Source organism: Streptomyces sp. NBC_01276 (genome assembly GCF_041435355.1).
Lineage (GTDB): Bacteria > Actinomycetota > Actinomycetes > Streptomycetales > Streptomycetaceae > Streptomyces.
Genome location: NZ_CP108442.1, coordinates 7,707,628 through 7,723,412, shown reverse-complemented (window position 1 = coordinate 7,723,412; position 15,785 = coordinate 7,707,628). Strand labels below are relative to the sequence as shown.

Annotated in this window: 13 protein-coding genes; 5 read left to right on the top strand and 8 right to left on the bottom strand. The window is 74.6% G+C overall.

Annotation, left to right across the window (positions count from 1 at the left end; translation table 11 throughout):
- Positions 1–192: 192 nt before the first annotated feature.
- The 3 genes from OG295_RS34650 (at position 193) to OG295_RS34640 (ending at position 4,000) form a co-directional block, all read left to right on the top strand.
- The gene (locus OG295_RS34650; protein ID WP_371681397.1) at positions 193–990 is read left to right on the top strand and encodes an ABC transporter ATP-binding protein; all 798 of its coding nucleotides are present in this window, start codon (positions 193–195) and stop codon (positions 988–990) included.
- 77 nt (positions 991–1,067) lie between these two features.
- Positions 1,068–3,617, top strand: a complete 2,550-nt coding sequence (locus OG295_RS34645) for an FtsX-like permease family protein (RefSeq protein WP_371680602.1) — start codon at positions 1,068–1,070, stop codon at positions 3,615–3,617.
- A 137-nt stretch (positions 3,618–3,754) separates the two neighbouring features.
- The gene (locus tag OG295_RS34640; RefSeq protein ID WP_371680601.1) at positions 3,755–4,000 is read left to right on the top strand and encodes a hypothetical protein; all 246 of its coding nucleotides are present in this window, start codon (positions 3,755–3,757) and stop codon (positions 3,998–4,000) included.
- A gap of 81 nt (positions 4,001–4,081) precedes the next feature.
- Here OG295_RS34640 and OG295_RS34635 read toward each other — a convergent pair whose 3' ends face one another.
- The 3 genes from OG295_RS34635 to OG295_RS34625 form a co-directional block, all read right to left on the bottom strand.
- Positions 4,082–5,122: an alpha/beta hydrolase gene (locus OG295_RS34635; RefSeq protein WP_371680600.1), complete on the bottom strand. Its 1,041-nt coding sequence runs from the start codon at positions 5,120–5,122 to the stop codon at positions 4,082–4,084.
- The gene (locus tag OG295_RS34630; protein ID WP_371680599.1) at positions 5,119–6,735 is read right to left on the bottom strand and encodes a PQQ-binding-like beta-propeller repeat protein; all 1,617 of its coding nucleotides are present in this window, start codon (positions 6,733–6,735) and stop codon (positions 5,119–5,121) included. The genes OG295_RS34635 and OG295_RS34630 overlap by 4 nt, the downstream gene beginning before the upstream one ends.
- Before the next feature lie 87 nt (positions 6,736–6,822).
- The gene (locus OG295_RS34625; RefSeq protein ID WP_371680598.1) at positions 6,823–7,146 is read right to left on the bottom strand and encodes a plasmid stabilization protein; all 324 of its coding nucleotides are present in this window, start codon (positions 7,144–7,146) and stop codon (positions 6,823–6,825) included.
- Positions 7,147–7,325: 179 nt separating this feature from the next.
- Between OG295_RS34625 and OG295_RS34620 the strand changes: the two genes are divergently transcribed.
- Positions 7,326–8,432, top strand: coding sequence for a cation diffusion facilitator family transporter (locus OG295_RS34620; protein ID WP_371681396.1), 1,107 nt, complete (start codon positions 7,326–7,328; stop codon positions 8,430–8,432).
- Here OG295_RS34620 and OG295_RS34615 read toward each other — a convergent pair.
- The 3 genes from OG295_RS34615 to OG295_RS34605 form a co-directional block, all read right to left on the bottom strand.
- Positions 8,414–8,899: a DUF6328 family protein gene (locus OG295_RS34615; RefSeq protein WP_371680597.1), complete on the bottom strand. Its 486-nt coding sequence runs from the start codon at positions 8,897–8,899 to the stop codon at positions 8,414–8,416. The genes OG295_RS34620 and OG295_RS34615 overlap by 19 nt on opposite strands.
- A gap of 169 nt (positions 8,900–9,068) precedes the next feature.
- Positions 9,069–9,659 carry an HAD family hydrolase gene (locus OG295_RS34610; protein ID WP_371680596.1) on the bottom strand — a complete coding sequence of 197 codons (591 nt, stop codon included), beginning with the start codon at positions 9,657–9,659 and terminating at the stop codon, positions 9,069–9,071.
- A 39-nt stretch (positions 9,660–9,698) separates the two neighbouring features.
- Positions 9,699–11,150, bottom strand: coding sequence for an FAD-dependent oxidoreductase (locus OG295_RS34605; protein ID WP_371680595.1), 1,452 nt, complete (start codon positions 11,148–11,150; stop codon positions 9,699–9,701).
- 70 nt (positions 11,151–11,220) lie between these two features.
- Here OG295_RS34605 and OG295_RS34600 point away from each other — a divergent pair, with 70 nt between their 5' ends.
- Positions 11,221–11,877 carry a TetR/AcrR family transcriptional regulator C-terminal domain-containing protein gene (locus OG295_RS34600; protein WP_371680594.1) on the top strand — a complete coding sequence of 219 codons (657 nt, stop codon included), beginning with the start codon at positions 11,221–11,223 and terminating at the stop codon, positions 11,875–11,877.
- A 16-nt stretch (positions 11,878–11,893) separates the two neighbouring features.
- On the opposite strand, the gene OG295_RS34595 is transcribed toward OG295_RS34600, so the two are convergent.
- Complete coding sequence (locus OG295_RS34595; RefSeq protein WP_371680593.1) at positions 11,894–14,389, bottom strand: MFS transporter; 2,496 nt, start codon at positions 14,387–14,389, stop codon at positions 11,894–11,896.
- A gap of 72 nt (positions 14,390–14,461) precedes the next feature.
- Complete coding sequence (locus OG295_RS34590) at positions 14,462–15,523, bottom strand: chitinase (RefSeq protein ID WP_371681395.1); 1,062 nt, start codon at positions 15,521–15,523, stop codon at positions 14,462–14,464.
- Between the last annotated feature and the right edge of the window lie 262 nt (positions 15,524–15,785).

Here is a 15,785-nt window from a genome sequence, read left to right as displayed (position 1 = left end):
CGGCTCCGACGGCCCGCCGCCCCGCCACCCGTCCCGCCCGGGCGCCCGCCCCGCCGGGGCCGCTACACGATCGATACACAGCGGAGCGGCGGCCCGTACACGGCCGCCCGGGCGCCGATACGTTCGCCGGACACCCTTCGAAGCGCACCGCAGCGCACCCGAAGAGGAGTCCCCGTGACCGCCGTCCCCCGTATCCCGTCCGCCCCGTCCGCCCCGTCCGCCCCGCTCGCCCCGCGCCCGACGACCGGCGCCGCCGTCGCGGCCGCCGCCACCGACCTGTCGAAGGTCTACGGCAGCGGCGACACCCGCGTCGTCGCCCTGGACCGCGTCAGCGTCTCCTTCCGGGAGGGCGAGTTCACCGCGATCATGGGTCCGTCCGGCTGCGGCAAGTCCACGCTGATGCACTGCGCGGCCGGGCTCGACTCCTTCAGCTCCGGCTCCGTCCGCATCGGCACGACAGAACTGGGGAACCTGGACGACGGGCAGCTCACACGGCTGCGGCGCGACCGCGTCGGATTCATCTTCCAGGCGTTCAACCTGCTGCCGACCCTGACCGCGCTGGAGAACATCACGCTGCCGCTGACCGTCGCCGGGCGGCGGCCCGACCGGCAGTGGCTGGACCGCGTGGTGTCGATGGTCGGCCTCTCCGAGCGCCTGGGCCACCGCCCCGGGCAGCTGTCCGGCGGCCAGCAGCAACGCGTCGCCGTGGCCCGGGCGCTGGTCTCGCGCCCCGCCATCGTCTTCGGTGACGAGCCCACCGGGAACCTCGACTCCCGGGCCGGGGCGGAGGTCCTCGGCTTCCTGCGCGATTCGGTGCGGGAGCTGGGCCAGACGGTGGTCATGGTCACCCACGACCCGGTCGCCGCCGGGTACGCCGACCGCGTCGTCTTCCTCTCCGACGGCCGCCTCGTCGACGAGATGGCCCGTCCCTCCCCCGAGCGCGTCCTGGACCGGATGAAGGCCTTCGACACCCGTACGCACACCGGCTGACCCGGCCTCCTCCCCCGCTTGCTCCGCACCAGCCGCCCGCTCGCGTCCGCCGAGCCCGCCCCCCAGGATCCGCACCCATGTTCCGTACCGCCTTGCGCAACGTGTCCGCGCACAAGGCCCGCCTGCTGATGACCGCGTTCGCGGTCATGCTCGGCGTCACCTTCATCTCCGGCAGCCTGGTCTACGGCGACAGCATGAACCGCGCCGCCACCGCCCGTGCGACCGACGGCTACGCGCGCATCGCCGTCAGCGTCTTCCCCGACGACTCCCGTGCCGCCGGCGGCGCCGCGAGCGGCGGTGGTCCGCCCGGAGTCGACGCCGCCACCGTGGCCGCGCTGGCCAAGGTCGCGGGCGTCGCCTCCGTCACGGGACGGGTCGACGGCTTCGCCGCCGTCGCCGACCGCGACGGGCGCCTCCTCGGCCACGGCCCCTCCCACAAGGGCGGCAACTTCGCGCCCGGCGCCGACGGCAAGGACCCGGCCTACCGGTTCACCCGGGGTTCCGGCCCGACCCGCGACGACGGGATCGCCCTCGACGAGACCACGGCCGCGAAGGGCGGCTACCGCGTCGGGGACACCGTGCGCGTCGGCACGAACCAGGGCGCCTCCTCGTACACGCTCAGCGGGACCTTCCGCACCGACGGGACCACCCTTCCCGCCGGGGGCAGCCTGACGCTGTTCACCGACGCCACCGCGCAGCGGCTCTTCCTGCAGCCCGGCCGCTACCGGAACGCCGAGGTCACGGCGGCGCCCGGCACCGACGCGGGGGAACTCGCCGGGCGGGTCGAGTCGGCGCTGCCCCCGGGCACCGGCGCGGCCACCGGCGCCCGGCTCGCCGCGATCCAGGCGAACCTCGCCGGCAACGACAGCGACACCATGAGCCAGATCCTGGTGGGTTTCGCCGCCGTCGCCCTGTTCGTCGCCACCTTCCTCATCTCCAACACCTTCACCATGCTGGTCTCCCGGCGCACCAGGGAGCTGGCCCTGATGCGGGCCGTCGGCGCCTCGCGCCGCCAGGTGCGCCGCGTGCTGCTGACCGAGTCGCTCGTCGTCGGCGCGCTCGCCTCGGCGGCCGGCCTCGCCGTCGGGACCGGGGTCGCGGCCTTGCTGCAGACGGTCTTCGCCGCCGATGACGCCCCGGCCGCCCCGCTGGTCCTCACCCCGGGCACCGTGCTCACGTCCCTGCTGGTCGGAACCCTCCTGCCCATGGCCGCCGCGTGGCTCCCGATCCGCCGGGCGATGGCGATCCCGCCCGTCGCGGCGCTCGGTGCGGCCGAGCCCGCAGAGCCGGCGCGGACCGGCTCCCTGCGCACCGGCCTCTGCGCCGCGCTGCTGCTCAGCGGTGTCGGCGCCGCCGTCTGCGGTGCCCTCGACCCGGGGCGGGACGCCCGGACCGTCATCGGCGTCGGCGCGGCCCTCGCACTGACCGGCGCGATCGGCCTGATCCCCTTGCTGGCCCGGCCGTTCGTGGCCCTCGTACTGCCTCTGCTGACCCGCCTCCACCCGGTGCACGGCACCCTCGCGGCCCGCAACACCGTGCGCGACCCCCGGCGTACGGGTGCCACGGCGGCGGCGCTCGCCATCGCGCTCACCCTCGCCTCGGGCCTGTCCGTCCTCGGCGCCTCCGCCACCCGGTACCTCGACCGCGCGACCACCCACGACTTCACCGCCGACTACCTGGTGAAGCCCGCCGAGGGCGGCATGCGGATGACCCCGGAGACCGCGGCGCCCCTCAAGAAGCTCCCGGGCGCCCGGTTCAGCCAGCTCGACCAGTCCACCGACTACCGTCTGGGCGGTGTCTCCTCCGTCCTGACGGGCGTGGACCCGGCCACCATCGGCGGGCTCCTGCGGTACGACGTGGTCGAGGGTTCCCTGGACTCGCTCGCCGAGGGCCGGATCGCCGTGGCCGACTTCAAGGCCGGTCCGGCCGGCTGGCACGTCGGCCAGACCCTCCCCCTGGAGCGGGACGGCCGGCGCGGCAGCGTCACCATCGGCGCCGTGTACCGGGCGGACGAGCAGAGCAACCTGCTGCCCAGCATCACCGCACCCGACTCCCTCGTGGGCCGGTACGACTCCGCCCCGAGCACCGCCGGCGTCCTCGTCGCCACGCCCGGCGGAGCGGGCCGGGCGTCACTGGGCGAGGTCACCCGCGCCCTCGGCGACAACCCCGCCCTGGCCGTCCTCGACCGTGACGGCATCCGCGCCCAGGACAGCGGGGACATCGGCGACCAGCTCAACGTGTTCTACGCGCTGCTGAGCATGGCCCTGGCGATCGCCGCGCTGGGCATCGCGAACACCCTCGCGATGTCCGTCCTCGAACGTCACAAGGAGATCGGCACGCTGCGCGCCCTCGGCGTGGACCGCTCCGGGGTGAGCCGCATGATCCGCCTGGAAGCCCTGCTCCTCGGCGGACTCGGCGCGACGCTCGGCACGGCCCTGGGCGTCTTCCTGGGGTGGGCGCTCGGGCGCACGCTCCAGGAGAGCGTGGCGGGCTACACGCTGGTCCTCCCCTGGGGGCGCCTCGCCGTCGGCGTGCTCATCGCGCTGGCGGGCGCGCTGCTCGCCTCGCTCTGGCCGGCCCGCAGGGCCGCCCGGATCGACATTCCGGCCGCGACGGCGGCGCAGTGACCTTCGAGCGCCGGCGGCGGTGCTCCGGATGCCCTGCATTGGAGTGACATGCCGTATCCCGTGCCCCTCCGACGATGTTGAACCGGCCGACGCGCCACCTCATCGGCACGTCTTCCAGTGATCTTGTAGGAGTAGTCATGCGTATGCGCTCTGCCCTGACCGCCTCTGTCCTGGCCGCCGGCATCCTGCTGGGCGGGGCCGGCGCCGCCCTGGCGAACGACGGCGTCGACCTGGAGCAGTTCTCCGGCGGCCACGCCGCGTTCGCGTCCAACTGCTCGTCGGCCGCCGCCATCCCGGCCGCATTCGGCCCCGTCTACACCGCCTCCTGCGCCAAGGAGGGCGAGAAGGAGTGGGCCGACTTCGCCCACCTCGGCGCCCACTGACACGCCGGCACCACCGCGGGGGCGGCCGACCACCACGTCGGCCGCCCCTGCGGCGTGCGGGCCCGGCGACCCCTCGGTGGTCTACGGCCCTTCGGACGCCGGTGCGTGCCGCGCGAGGGTGCGGCGCAGCCAGCGGGTCCTGGCCTCGCGGGCGTCGCGGCTGAGGGCCGCCCGGGGTGCGAGGGTGTCGAAGCCGTGGAAGGCCCCCGGCCACACGTGCAGTTCGGCCTCGCCGCCGGCCTGCCAGATCGCGTTGGCGTAGGCCACGTCCTCGTCCCTGAAGGTCTCGGCCGAGCCGACCTCGACATAGGCCGGCGGCAGCCCGGAGAGGTCCGTGGCCCGGCCGGGAGCGGCGTAGGGCGGCAGGTCGGCGGCCCCCTGCCGGTCGCCCAGCAGCGCCTGCCAGGCGGTCGTGTTGGAGGTGCGGTCCCAGGTGTCGACGCCGTCCATCTGGTGGCCGGAGAAGGTCCGGTCGCGGTCGTCGAGCATGGGGCACAGGAGCAGTTGCCCGATCGGGGCGGGTCCGCCCCGGTCCCGGGTGAGGAGGGCGAGCGCCGCGGCGAGTCCGCCCCCGGCGCTCTTCCCCCCGATCACGATGCGGTCGGCGTCGATGCCCAGCCCGGCGGCGTGCGCGGCCGCCCAGACGAGCCCGGCGTAGCAGTCCTCCAGCGGTGCGGGGTAGCGCGCCCGCGGCGCGAGCCGGTACTCGACCGAGATGACGGCCAGCCCCAGCGGGAGGGCCCACGCGCGCAGCAGTTGCGGGAGCACGGACCACGCGTTGCCCATGATCATGCCGCCGCCGTGCATGTAGTACAGCAGGGGCAGGGGGCCCGCGGTCCCGGCCGGCCGGGCGCTCAGGAGCGTCACGTCGGGCTCGCCCGCCGCTCCCGGCACGCGCAGTTCGTCCACCTCGAAGCGGCCGTCGGCCCGCAGGTCCCGCAGCGACGGCCTGGGCCGGACGGCGGCGTCGCGTTCCTGCCGGGCCACCAGGTTCCCGGGGGTGAACGGCTCCCGCACGGCGTCCCCCAACGCGGCGAGGGCGCTGCCCAGTTCCGGGTCGAAGGGGGGCGCGGCCGGACCCGGACCCGGTCCGGGCTCGTACGGCCCGCCGACGGCGCTCACGACGCGCCCTGCCGTCCCGCGGGGGAACCGGCGCACTCCAGGAGGCGGCCGTCGACGGTCCCGACGAGCAGGTGGCCCCGCGGTGCCACGACGAGGGACAGGGCCACGGTGGGCACACCGTCGACCTCCAGCTCCCGGCGCCACCGCACGGAGCCGTCCTCGGCGTCCAGTGCCACCAGGGTGCCGGAGTTGTAGGCCACGTAGACCGTCTCCCCGTCGGTGTCGAGCGCGGTCGCGGGGCTGTCGGTGCGGTACTGCCACCGCACGTCTCCGTTCAGCGTCCGCCGTACGACGTAGGCCCCTCCGGGTTGCGGACCGCGGCCGTCGTGGACCTGCCCCGCGTACACCAGCGACGGTCCGATCTCGGCCGCCGGGCCGCCGAAGTGGTGTTCCCGCGGCTCCCAGGAGTGCGGGAAGAGCCGGCGCGGTGTTCCGTCGGCGCTCACCGCCACGACCCACTTGTCCCGGTGCGGTTCGTCCGGGTCCGTTCCCACCAGGGCGTACGTGCCGCTCGCGCGACGGACCGGGAACGGATGGTTGAACACGTCGAACCCGCCGGCCTCCGGCCCGTCCACCGGACCGGCCCGATCCAGCATCACCAGCCGTGCGGGGGGCTCGCGGGGCCCGTCCACCGTCCGCAGGACCATCCGGGAGCCCCCCGCGAGCAGCACCGCGGGCGCGTCAGGGAGCACCGATTCCAGTACCTGGCCCGTGTCCAGGGCGATGCGGGTGATCCGGGCGGTCCCCGGGGACGGCTGCTGCCCGCGTCCCGCGCGCAGGTGGCCGCGTTCCACGTTGGTCCACAGGGAGGTGCCGTCGGAGTCCGGGAGGAGCTGGCGCCCGCCCGCCTCGTCCTCGACCGTCCATTGCCGTTCCCCCGACGCAAGCCACGACTCCGCGCGGACCCCGTCCAGGGCCGCCAGCGCGCGGCCGTCCTCCAGGGCTTCGACGGCCCACACCCGGCGGCGTACGGACCAGGTCCGGCCGGTCGCCGCCGCGAGGTCCGTCAGGAGCCCCCGGGCCTCCGCGCCGCGATCGGTCCGGGCGGCCGGCTCCGCGGGGGCGTCCAGCTCCTCGGAGTCGATCGATCCCTTCCCCACCGCGCCCCAGTCGGCGCGGTCGACCACGGCCACGTGCCCCTGCTCGTGCGCGAGGGGGTTCTCCCAGTCGTCGTGGGGTGCCACCACCAGGCGCAGCGCCGTCCCGCTCAGCCACTTCACGCCGAGCACTTCCCGCCTGTCGCACAGGGCGGACACCACGTCGCCGGTGTCGGTGTCGAGGAGCAGCAGTTCGCCCTCGAAGGAGTAGCCGCCGTCGTAACGTCCCGTTCCGACGGCCAGGAGGGGGAGGACGGGGTGGAAGGCGAGCGAGCGCACGGGGTAGCGGGACCGGGCGAGGTGCCGGCACCTCAGGCCGTCCCGCTCGTAGACCCCGACCCTGTGCCCCGTCCAGCCGAAGTCCGCGGTCGCGCCGCCGCTCCACTGGACGGAGCCCACGTCCCCGCCGACGGCGACCAGCCGCGAGGTCTCGTCGACCAGGGCCAGGGCCGGTTCTCCGATCTCGGCGAACGGACGGTCGCCGAGGACTCGGCGGACGAACGGCTCAAGGGTCATGCAGGATCCTCCCCGGGGTGGCGCGTGGTCGTCCATGATCCCCGCGGCCGGGGCGGACCGCCAACGGTTTCCGCCGGTGAGGGGCGGTCAGTTGCCGAGCCTGCGTTTCAGTTCGGCCTTGTCCATGGTGGAACGGCCGTGCAGGTTGCGGCGCTTGGCCTCCGCGTAGAGCTGGTCGTACGTCGGCCCCCGCGCGCCGCTGTGGGAGTGCTGCCCGCCGCGCTTGGCCGAGGACATGTCCCGGAGCGACAGTTCACCGGCCGTCTTCGACTCCCCGGCGCGTGCCCGTTCCTTGTTGACCGTGCGGGCGGCGATCTCCTTGGCGCGTTCGGTGCTCTCGCCGCGCTTCTCCGCGCTCTCCTTGATGTGCTCGTACTGGCGTTCGCGCTTGGGACTGGAACCACGGGGCATGGTCGCTCCTCGGACCGGAGGGACAACGTCGGCGGGGCCGTTCCGTGGCCCCCGACGGCGACGGCGACGCGGACGCGTCGGCCGCCGCCGGCGTGCCCGGCGCCTACCCGCGGCCCCGCACCGCATGCCTCGACGGGATCCGCAGGTTTGCGGGCGCCGCCACCGAGCAGCCGCTCTGTATGGCGCAGACAACCGGCGGCAAGCCGCAGGCAGGGCCGGGAACCGGTGCGGGCCGCGACACGGAGGCGGCCGGGCCGGCGGATGGGACGGCAACGGCGGGCACGCCCGGGACCGCCGGGACGCCTGAACCCGTCGCGCCCACGGACGCGGCCGGCCGGGACGGCGAGACGCGCCGCACCGTGTGGGTCGCCCTCGCCGCCAATCTCGTCATCTGCCTGGCCAAGGCCGTCGCCGGTGTCGTCTCGGGCTCCCCGGCGCTGCTGTCGGAGGCGGCCCACTCGATCGCGGACAGCCTCAACGAGGTCTTCCTGCTGGCCTCCCTGCGGCGCAGCAGACGCCCCGCGGACGCGCGTCATCCCTTCGGCTACGGCATGGAGCGGTTCTTCTGGTCCCTGCTCGCCGCCGTCGGCATCTTCGTCACGGGCGGCTGCTTCTCGGTGTTCCAGGGCGTCCAGGCCTTCCGCTCGGGAGGTTCCGAGTCGCACGACGGCTACGTCATCGGTCTGCTCGTGCTGCTCCTCGCCCTCGCCGCCGAAGGGGCCTCCCTCGCCCGGGCGCTGCTCCAGGTCCGCCGGTCCGCGCGGGCCCGGGGGCGCGGGGTGGCGGCCGAGATCCGGGCGGGCCGCGATCCCGCCCTGCGGACCGTGCTGGCCGAGGACGGAACCGCCTGCGTCGGTGTCCTCCTGGCCATCGCCGGCATCACCCTGCACCTGGTGACCGGGAACATCGCGTACGAGGCGGGCGCGTCCGTCCTGATCGGCGTCCTGCTCGTCTACGTCGCCTACGCCCTGGGCCGGGCCGCCCGCGTACAGCTGGTCGGCGAGGCCGCCGACCCCGCAGTCCAGCGGCAGGTGCGCGAGTTCCTGGTGCGGCAGCCGGAGATCGACTCCGTCACCGCCATGCTCACCATGCGGTTGGGGCCGGACTCCGTCCTGCTGGCCGCACGGATCGATCTGACGCCGGGGTACGACAGCGAGACCGTCGAGGACTCGATGGTACGGATCCGGTGCGAGGCGCGCGGTCGCTGGCCCGAGCTGGACCAGATGTTCCTGGACGTCACCGACGCGGCCGCCGCGCGCGGGCGCGCTCAGCGCTCTGACGTGTAGCGGATCCGCGCCCACAGCGGCAGCACGAACCAGCACAGCAGGTACCAGGTCAACACCCCGCCCACGATCCAGGGCACGAGCGCGTTGTGGGTGGCGACCCGCAGGACGAGCAGGAGCGCCGAGGTGCAGGTGGCCAGGAGCAGGACGAGGCCCGTGGAGATCAGGCGCGCGGCCCACACGACCGCCTCGGGTTTGATCCGCCGGCCAGTGACGAGGCGGTGGAAGGCCACCGGGCCGATGAGCGCGCCGGTCGCCAGCGAGCCCAGGACCACGGTGACGATGTAGATCGCTTTCTCGGCCGGCGCGAGCCCCGCGAAGACGGGCGTGAAGGCGACCGTGAGCAGGAAGCCGAAGAGGATCTGGACGCCGGTCTGGGCGACGCGGATCTCCTGGAGGAGGTCCTGCCACTGCCGGTCCGCGCGCTCCTCCACGGTCTCGTTCCGCCCGGCCCTGGTGTCGTGGGGCATGACGCCTCCCTCGGACGCCCGTCGCTGCGCGCATACCCCGCAGCCCGCGCCCCATGCCGGGGCCCCGGGACCGGGCCGGCCGCGGTCGTCGGGACGGTGACACGAGCCCCGCGTCGTAGGCGGCGATGACGAGTGCGACGCGGCCGCCGCGGCCGTCGGTGCGCGCCGCTCACCCGAGGCGGGGTTGTGGGACGCGTACGGACGCCATGCCCGCCGCCGTGGCGGCCTGGATCCCCAGGTCGGTGTCCTCGAAGACCAGGCAGTGCTCCGGCGGGACGCCGAGGTGACCGGCCGCCCTGAGGAACGCCTCGGGGTCGGGCTTGGCCCTCGTGTAGTCACCGGCGCACACCAGCACGTCGAACGAGTCGAGGAGGCCGAGGACGGTCAGCGACGCCGTGACGGAGTCGCGGGTGCTGCCGGACACCACGGCCGTCGGTATGCGTCCGCGGGAGTCCTCGATGTGCGCCAGGATTCCCGGGACGGCCGTGAGCTGGGGCAGGAGTTCCCGGTAGAGGTGCTCCCGGCGGTCCGCGACGGCTCCGACCGGCATGGACAGCCCTTGGGCCTCGTTGAGCGAGGCGATGATGTCCGCTACCGGCCGGCCTCCCCAGGCGTAGAAGAGGTCCTCCGGGAACGTGCAGTTCCACTCGCCGAGGGCTTGGGTCCAGGCCCGGTAGTGCAGGGGCATGGAGTCGGCGATGGTGCCGTCGCAGTCGAACAGGTAGGCGCGGAACTCGCCGGGCGGCAGGGAGATGATCATCCGTTCAGCATAGAGCGCCCGGGGCGGGACCGGGCCGGCCTACAGGCCGGTCCGGACCGCGTACCGCGCGGCCCCCGCGGCCGTGGTGCCCGCCCAGCCGACGTAGCCGTCGGGCCGGACGAGGAAGAGGCCGTCCCCGTACGCCGCCTGCGACGGCGCCCGCACCGTGCGGACGGTGGGCAGCGCCGGCAGGGCGGCCCCCGGCGCGGTGCCCACGGCCAGCAGGGTCCAGTGCGGGCCCCGGAACGCGTCGAAGAGCCGTCCGCCGTCGCCCGCTTCGCCGTCCGGCGCGCGGTCGCCCGCGCGCACCGCGTCCTCGGGCAGGTCCGTACGGGTCTCCACCGCGAGGGAGGACTCCCGGTAGCCCAGGCCCAGTTGACGCGTGGCCGCACCGCGCCGGGCCTCTCCCCGGTGGATCCGGGTGGACAGGCCGAGCATCTCGGCGGCGACGGGCCGCCGTTCCTCCTCGTAGGTGTCCAGGAGGGACTCGGGCGCGCGTCCGCCCAGTACCGCGCCGAGCTTCCAGCCCAGGTTGTACGCGTCCTGGACGCTGGTGTTGAGCCCCTGGCCGCCCGCGGGCGAGTGGACGTGAGCGGCGTCCCCGGCCAGGAAGATCCGCCCCTGCCGGAAGGAGTCGGCCAGTGCGGCGCGCGGCCGGAAGTCCGAGGCCCAGCGCACCTGCGTCACGGCTTCGGGGGCGAGGTGCGAGCGTGCGGCGACGACGGCCCGGATCCCCTCGAGGGAGAGGTCGATGTCCGCGCCTTCCGGGAACTGGGCCGTGAGCTGGAAGTCCCGCGTCCCGGCGAGCGGGCAGAGCGCGAGGTACCCGCCTTCGCCGGCGGCGGGCGGGAAGACGTGCCAGTTCTCGCGGTCGAGGCCGTCGACACGGACGTCGGCGACCAGGACCGGGTTCGGGTCCACGGTCTCGCCGGCCATGCCGATGCCGAGCGCCCGCCGCACGGTGGAGCGGCCGCCGTCGGCGGCGACGGCGTAGCGGGCGCGCAGCGGCGGGCCCGAGGCGAACTGCGCCGTCACCCCCTGCGCGTCCTGGGTGATGCCCACCAGCTCGCGGCCGAAGGCGACCTCACCGCCCAGTTCCGCGAGGCGGGCGGCGAGGATCTCCTGCGTGCGCCACTGCGGGACCATCCAGGGCTCGCGGTACGGCGAGTCCTCCGTCTCCTCGCTCTCGTCGAACATCCGGTGCTCGCCCTGGCGCACGCCGTCCTGCCAGATCACCGCGACCGGGTACGGACCGCCGGCCGCGCCGACGGCCTCCCCCACGCCCAGATCGTCGAAGACCTCCCGGGTACGGGGCTGGACGCCCTTGCCGCGCGAACCGGGGAAGAGGCCCTCGGCCCGTTCCACGACGAGGGCCCGCACACCGCGCCGTGCGAGGTCCACGGCGAGGGCGAGGCCGGTGGGACCCGCGCCGATGACCAGTACGTCCTTTACATCCTGCACATCCTGCACGTCGCATTCGTCCTTGCGCATGACATTCTCCTTAACGCTGTTAAGTTCCGTCTCCGCACAGCATTGCCTTAACGCTGTTAAGCTGTCAAGCGTGACGACCCGGAAAGCTCCCAGACTCGACAAGAAGCAGGTCGTGGAGACCGCGCTGCGGCTCCTCAACGAGACCGGCCTCGACGGCCTCACCCTGCGCGCCATCGCCAAGGAGCTGAACGTCCAGGCACCCGCCCTGTACTGGCACTTCAAGGGCAAGCAGGAGCTGCTCGACGAGATGGCCACGGAGATGTACCGGCGGATGGCCGCGGACGCCGACGCGCGGCTCGCCCCCGGCGCCACGTGGCGGGAGCGTCTCCTGGAGGGCAACCGGAGCCTGCGCGCGGCCCTGCTGGGGTACCGCGACGGCGCGAAGGTCTTCAGCGGTTCCCGCTTCACGGGCACCGAGCACGCGGCCCAGATGGAGGCGAACCTGCGCGCCCTCGTCGACGCCGGCTTCGCCCTCCCCCAGGCGGTCCGCGCCACCTCCACGGCCTACTTCTTCACCCTGGGCTTCGTCACCGAGGAACAGGGCGTGGAACCCCTGCCGGGTCAGCGCCGGGAGGGCTACGACATCGACGAACGCGCCGCCCGGCTGGCCGACTACCCGCTCGCCGCGACCGCCGGCGCCGACCTCTTCCAGGACTACGACGAGGGCTTCGAGGAAGGCCTGGAACTGGTTCTGGCAGGCATCGCGGCCCGCTACGGCGTCGGCTGACCGCGCTCCCCGCGGGTCAGGGGCGGACCTGCGCTCCCCCGGGCGCCTTGACCTTGATCGTCAACCCGGCGACGAGGGCCGCCAGCAGCAGGAATCCGCACGCCCACCAGATGGTGAAGGGGAAGGCGAGCACCTGGTCGTCGACGTGGACGAGGCCGCCGAGCAGCACGGTGCCGAGGGAGACGCCCGTGTGCTGAGCCGCGGCGAGTGCCGCCGAGGCCGCACCGGAGTGCCCCTCGGGGACGGCCTCGGTCATGACGGCGAGAACCGGCACGAGGGCCACGCCGGCGCCGCCGCCGGCGAGGAGCATGCCCGGCAGCACCCAGCCGGCGTACCCCGCGTCGCTCGCCCTGGTGAAGAGGAGCAGACCGAGGGTCGTGGTCAGCAGACCGCCGACGATCAGCACGCGGGGCGCGACGCGGTCCAGGAGGCGGGCGGAGACCTGCGTGGAGCCGAGGGCGACGGCGGCGGCCAGCGGGAGGAGGAGGACCCCGACCATCTCCGGCCGGTAGCCGAGGTAGGGGCCCAGGACGGCCTCGAACACCGGGACGATGACGAGGAGGCCCGCGCCGGCCAGGACCGAGGTCACGAGGCAGCCGGTGCGGCCCGGAGCCCCGAAGAGGTACGGCGGCAGGAGGGGCTCCGGCCTCCGTGTCTGCCGCCTCAGGAAGGCCGCGAGCAGGATGACGCCGAGCACGAGGGAGGCCGTGACGGGGGGCACGAACCCATGGCGGCGGCTCAGTTCGCCGAAGCCGAAAGTGAGACCGCCGAGGCCGCCGGCCCCGAGCAGCGCGCCCGGCACGTCGAGTCGGGTCCCGGGGCGGCCCGGACGGTCCGCCGGCAGGCCGAGCGCGGTGACGGCCGCGATCACGGCGAAGAGCGCGCCCGCGAACGGGGACCAACGCCGCGACACGTCCTCGACGAGCACTCCCACCAGCAGTACCCCGAGGGCGGAACCGCTGCCGGCGACCGCGGCGTAGATCCCGAGGGCCCGGCGGCGCGCGTTCGGCTCGGTGGAGCCCGCGACCACCAGGGCGAGGGCGGCCGGCAGCAGGAACGCCGCGGCGCCGCCCTGCAGGGCGGCGGAACAGATCAGCACGGCCGGGACACTGGTCAGGCCGCCGAGCACGGCCGCCGTGGCGAACCCGGCCAGGGCTACGAGCATGACCCGTCTGCGGCCCACGAGGTCCACGACGCGTCCGCTGAGCGGGAGCAGCCCCCCGAAGGCGAGGAGGTAGACGCAGAAGAGCACGTACAGGCCGTCGGAGGAGAGGCCCAGGTCGGCCCGGGCCGACCGGAAGACCGCTCCGTCGAGCACCACCACCAGCTGCGCCATGGCGGCCACCACGAGGCTCCGGCGCCGTCCGGCGGGCGGGGGCGGCTGGTCCTGGGCGGTGGCGGCGGGCACGCCCTGCGCCGGGACGCCGACCGGGCCCGGGGCCGGACCGAATCCGGGCGGGGGACCGGCCGGGACCGGGAGGGTCGGGGCGTACGCGGGAGGTGCGTGCGGGGACCGCGCCCGCGGGTCGGGCACGGGCGGCGGTGCGACGGGGGTGACGGCCGGGGCGGCCGGGGCGGTCTCGGCGGCCGGGGCCAGTGTCCCGGCGCGCTGCGCGGGGGCGTAGTCCAGCAACCGGGCGGCATGGCGCCCGAGTTGGGCCAGCACCGGGCCCGGCAGCCACTCCGCCGCCGGGTCCGTCGCCGTGTGGGCGGCCACCTCCGCCGGGGTGGGCCGCCGGGCCGGGTCCTTGTCCAGGCAGGCGCCGACGAGTTCGGCCAGCGGTGGCGGTACGCCGGCCAGGTCCGCCTCCTCCTCGGCCACCCGGAAGAGGTGGACGTTGAGGCCGGCGTCCCTGGCGCCGAACAGGAACCGGCCGGTGGCGGCGTAGACGAGGACGGCGCCCAGGCAGAAGACGTCGCTGGCGGGGGTGAGCGCGAGACCGCGGACCTGTTCCGGCGACATGAAGCCCGGAGATCCGATCAGCATGCCGGTGCGCGTGTGCAGGCTGTCCCCGCCCAGGCTGTCCATCGCGCGGGCGATGCCGAAGTCGATGACGCGGGGGCCGTCGACGGTGACGAGGACGTTGGACGGCTTCAGATCGCGGTGGATCAGGCCCGCCCCGTGCACGGCCCCGAGGGCGAGGGCGAGCCGGTTGGCGAGCACGTGGACCGAGTGTTCGGGCAGCGGCCCGAAGTCCCTGGCGACCACCGTGTGCAGGTCGGGTCCCGGCACGTACTGCGTCGCGACCCAGGGCACGGCGGCCTCGGGATCGGCGTCGAGGACCGCCGCCGTCCAGCTTCCGCCCACCCTGCGCGCCGCCGCCACCTCGCGGGCGAAACGCCGGCGGAACTCCGGGTGCCCGGCGTACTCGGCCTGCACGACCTTGACCGCGACGGTGCGTCCGGCTTCGGAACGCCCGAGGTAGACCAGGCCCATCCCGCCCGCGCCCAGCCGGGCGATCAGACGGTACGGACCGATGCGCGCCGGATCTTCGGCGATCAGCTGCTCCACGGAAGTAAGATAGTGCAACTCTCCAACAAGGGAGGCCCCCTCGGCCACATGTCACGCCCAGGGGGCACGCCGTCAACGGCCCTGCAGCGCCCGGACGTTGTCGCCGAAGGTCCAGTTCCTGGATCCGTCCCAGTTGAGCGACCAGGTCATCAGTCCCTTGAGCCGGCCGCCGTAGGGGTTCCACGCCTGGGAGACCAGGCTCGGCGACATGTAGCCGCCGCCCGCGCCCGGCTGGGCCGGCAGCCCCGGCACCTGCTTGTCGTACGGCACCTTGACGGTGGTGTTCTGGACGACCAGACCGCGGTCGAGACAGTCCGTCTGCGCCCTGAAGCCGGCGACGGTTCCCGCGGAGTAGGAATCCCCGGAGCAGCCGTACATGCTGCCGTTGTAGTACTGCATGTTCAGCCACCACAGCCGGCCGTTGTCCGCGTACTTCTTGACGATCGGGAGGTACGCGCCCCAGATCGAGCCGTAGGCCACGCTGCCGCCGGTGACGTAGGCCGTCTCGGGGGCCATCGTCAGGCCGAAGCCGGCCGGCATCCGGGCCAGAACGCCGTCGATGATGCGGATCAGGTTGGCCTGCGACGCGGACGGCTGGGTGATGGAGCCGGAGCCGACGAGGCCGGTCTCGATGTCGATGTCGATGCCGTCGAAGTTGTACCTCTGCAGGATGGGCACGATCGTCGCCACGAACCGGTCCGCGACGGCACCGGAGCCGAGGTCGATGCCGGCCGCCGCGCCGCCGATGGACATCAGCACGGTGAGGCCGTCCTGTTTGGCCTGGCACATCTCGGCGGGGGTCGGCACCTTCACGGTGCTGTCCATGCCGTCCTCCCACAGCACGGTGCCGTCGGAACGGATGACCGGGAAGGCCGCGTTGACGACGTTGTAGCCGTGGGCGCGGATGCGGGCGTCGGTGATCGGTATCCAGCCCAGGGGCGGGTGGACGCCGTTGGCCGAGCCGTCCCAGTTCTCCCAGTAGCCCTGGAGGACCTTGCCCGCGGGCCTGGGCTTCACCGGGCAGGTGTCGGCCGCGGCGGGCGCGGCGGGTGGCGGTGCCGCCGCGGCGGCGGGTAACTGCGCGAGGAGCGCGGCCGCGAGTCCCGCGCCGAGCAGGCGGATGGTCCGGCGGATCATGGAGTGCTCCCTTCGTGCCGCTTCCGCGCGGGTGCCCGGGGGCGCCCGGGGCGGGAGGACGGGGGCTGAGTGGGGGGAGGAGCGGGGCGGGCCGGGGTACGGAGCGGGCCGGGGTGCGGAGCGGGCCGCGAGGGCGGTCGCCGACGGGATGGGGCCCGGCGGCGGCGTGCGCGGCCCGGTGCGCCACAACGTAAAGTTGGTCCAGACCATCCGTCAAGAGTGTCGGCACCGCCCGGATCCGCCGCGGGGGCCCGGGCGG

Coding starts and splice junctions, on each gene's coding strand:
- OG295_RS34645 (WP_371680602.1), top strand. CDS start 1,068: ATGTTCCGTACCGCCTTGCGCAACGTGTCCGCGCACAAGGCCCGCCTG.
- OG295_RS34640 (WP_371680601.1), top strand. CDS start 3,755: ATGCGTATGCGCTCTGCCCTGACCGCCTCTGTCCTGGCCGCCGGCATC.
- OG295_RS34630 (WP_371680599.1), bottom strand. CDS start 6,735: ATGACCCTTGAGCCGTTCGTCCGCCGAGTCCTCGGCGACCGTCCGTTC.
- OG295_RS34625 (WP_371680598.1), bottom strand. CDS start 7,146: ATGCCCCGTGGTTCCAGTCCCAAGCGCGAACGCCAGTACGAGCACATC.
- OG295_RS34620 (WP_371681396.1), top strand. CDS start 7,326: ATGGCGCAGACAACCGGCGGCAAGCCGCAGGCAGGGCCGGGAACCGGT.
- OG295_RS34615 (WP_371680597.1), bottom strand. CDS start 8,899: ATGCCCCACGACACCAGGGCCGGGCGGAACGAGACCGTGGAGGAGCGC.
- OG295_RS34610 (WP_371680596.1), bottom strand. CDS start 9,659: ATGATCATCTCCCTGCCGCCCGGCGAGTTCCGCGCCTACCTGTTCGAC.
- OG295_RS34605 (WP_371680595.1), bottom strand. CDS start 11,150: ATGCGCAAGGACGAATGCGACGTGCAGGATGTGCAGGATGTAAAGGAC.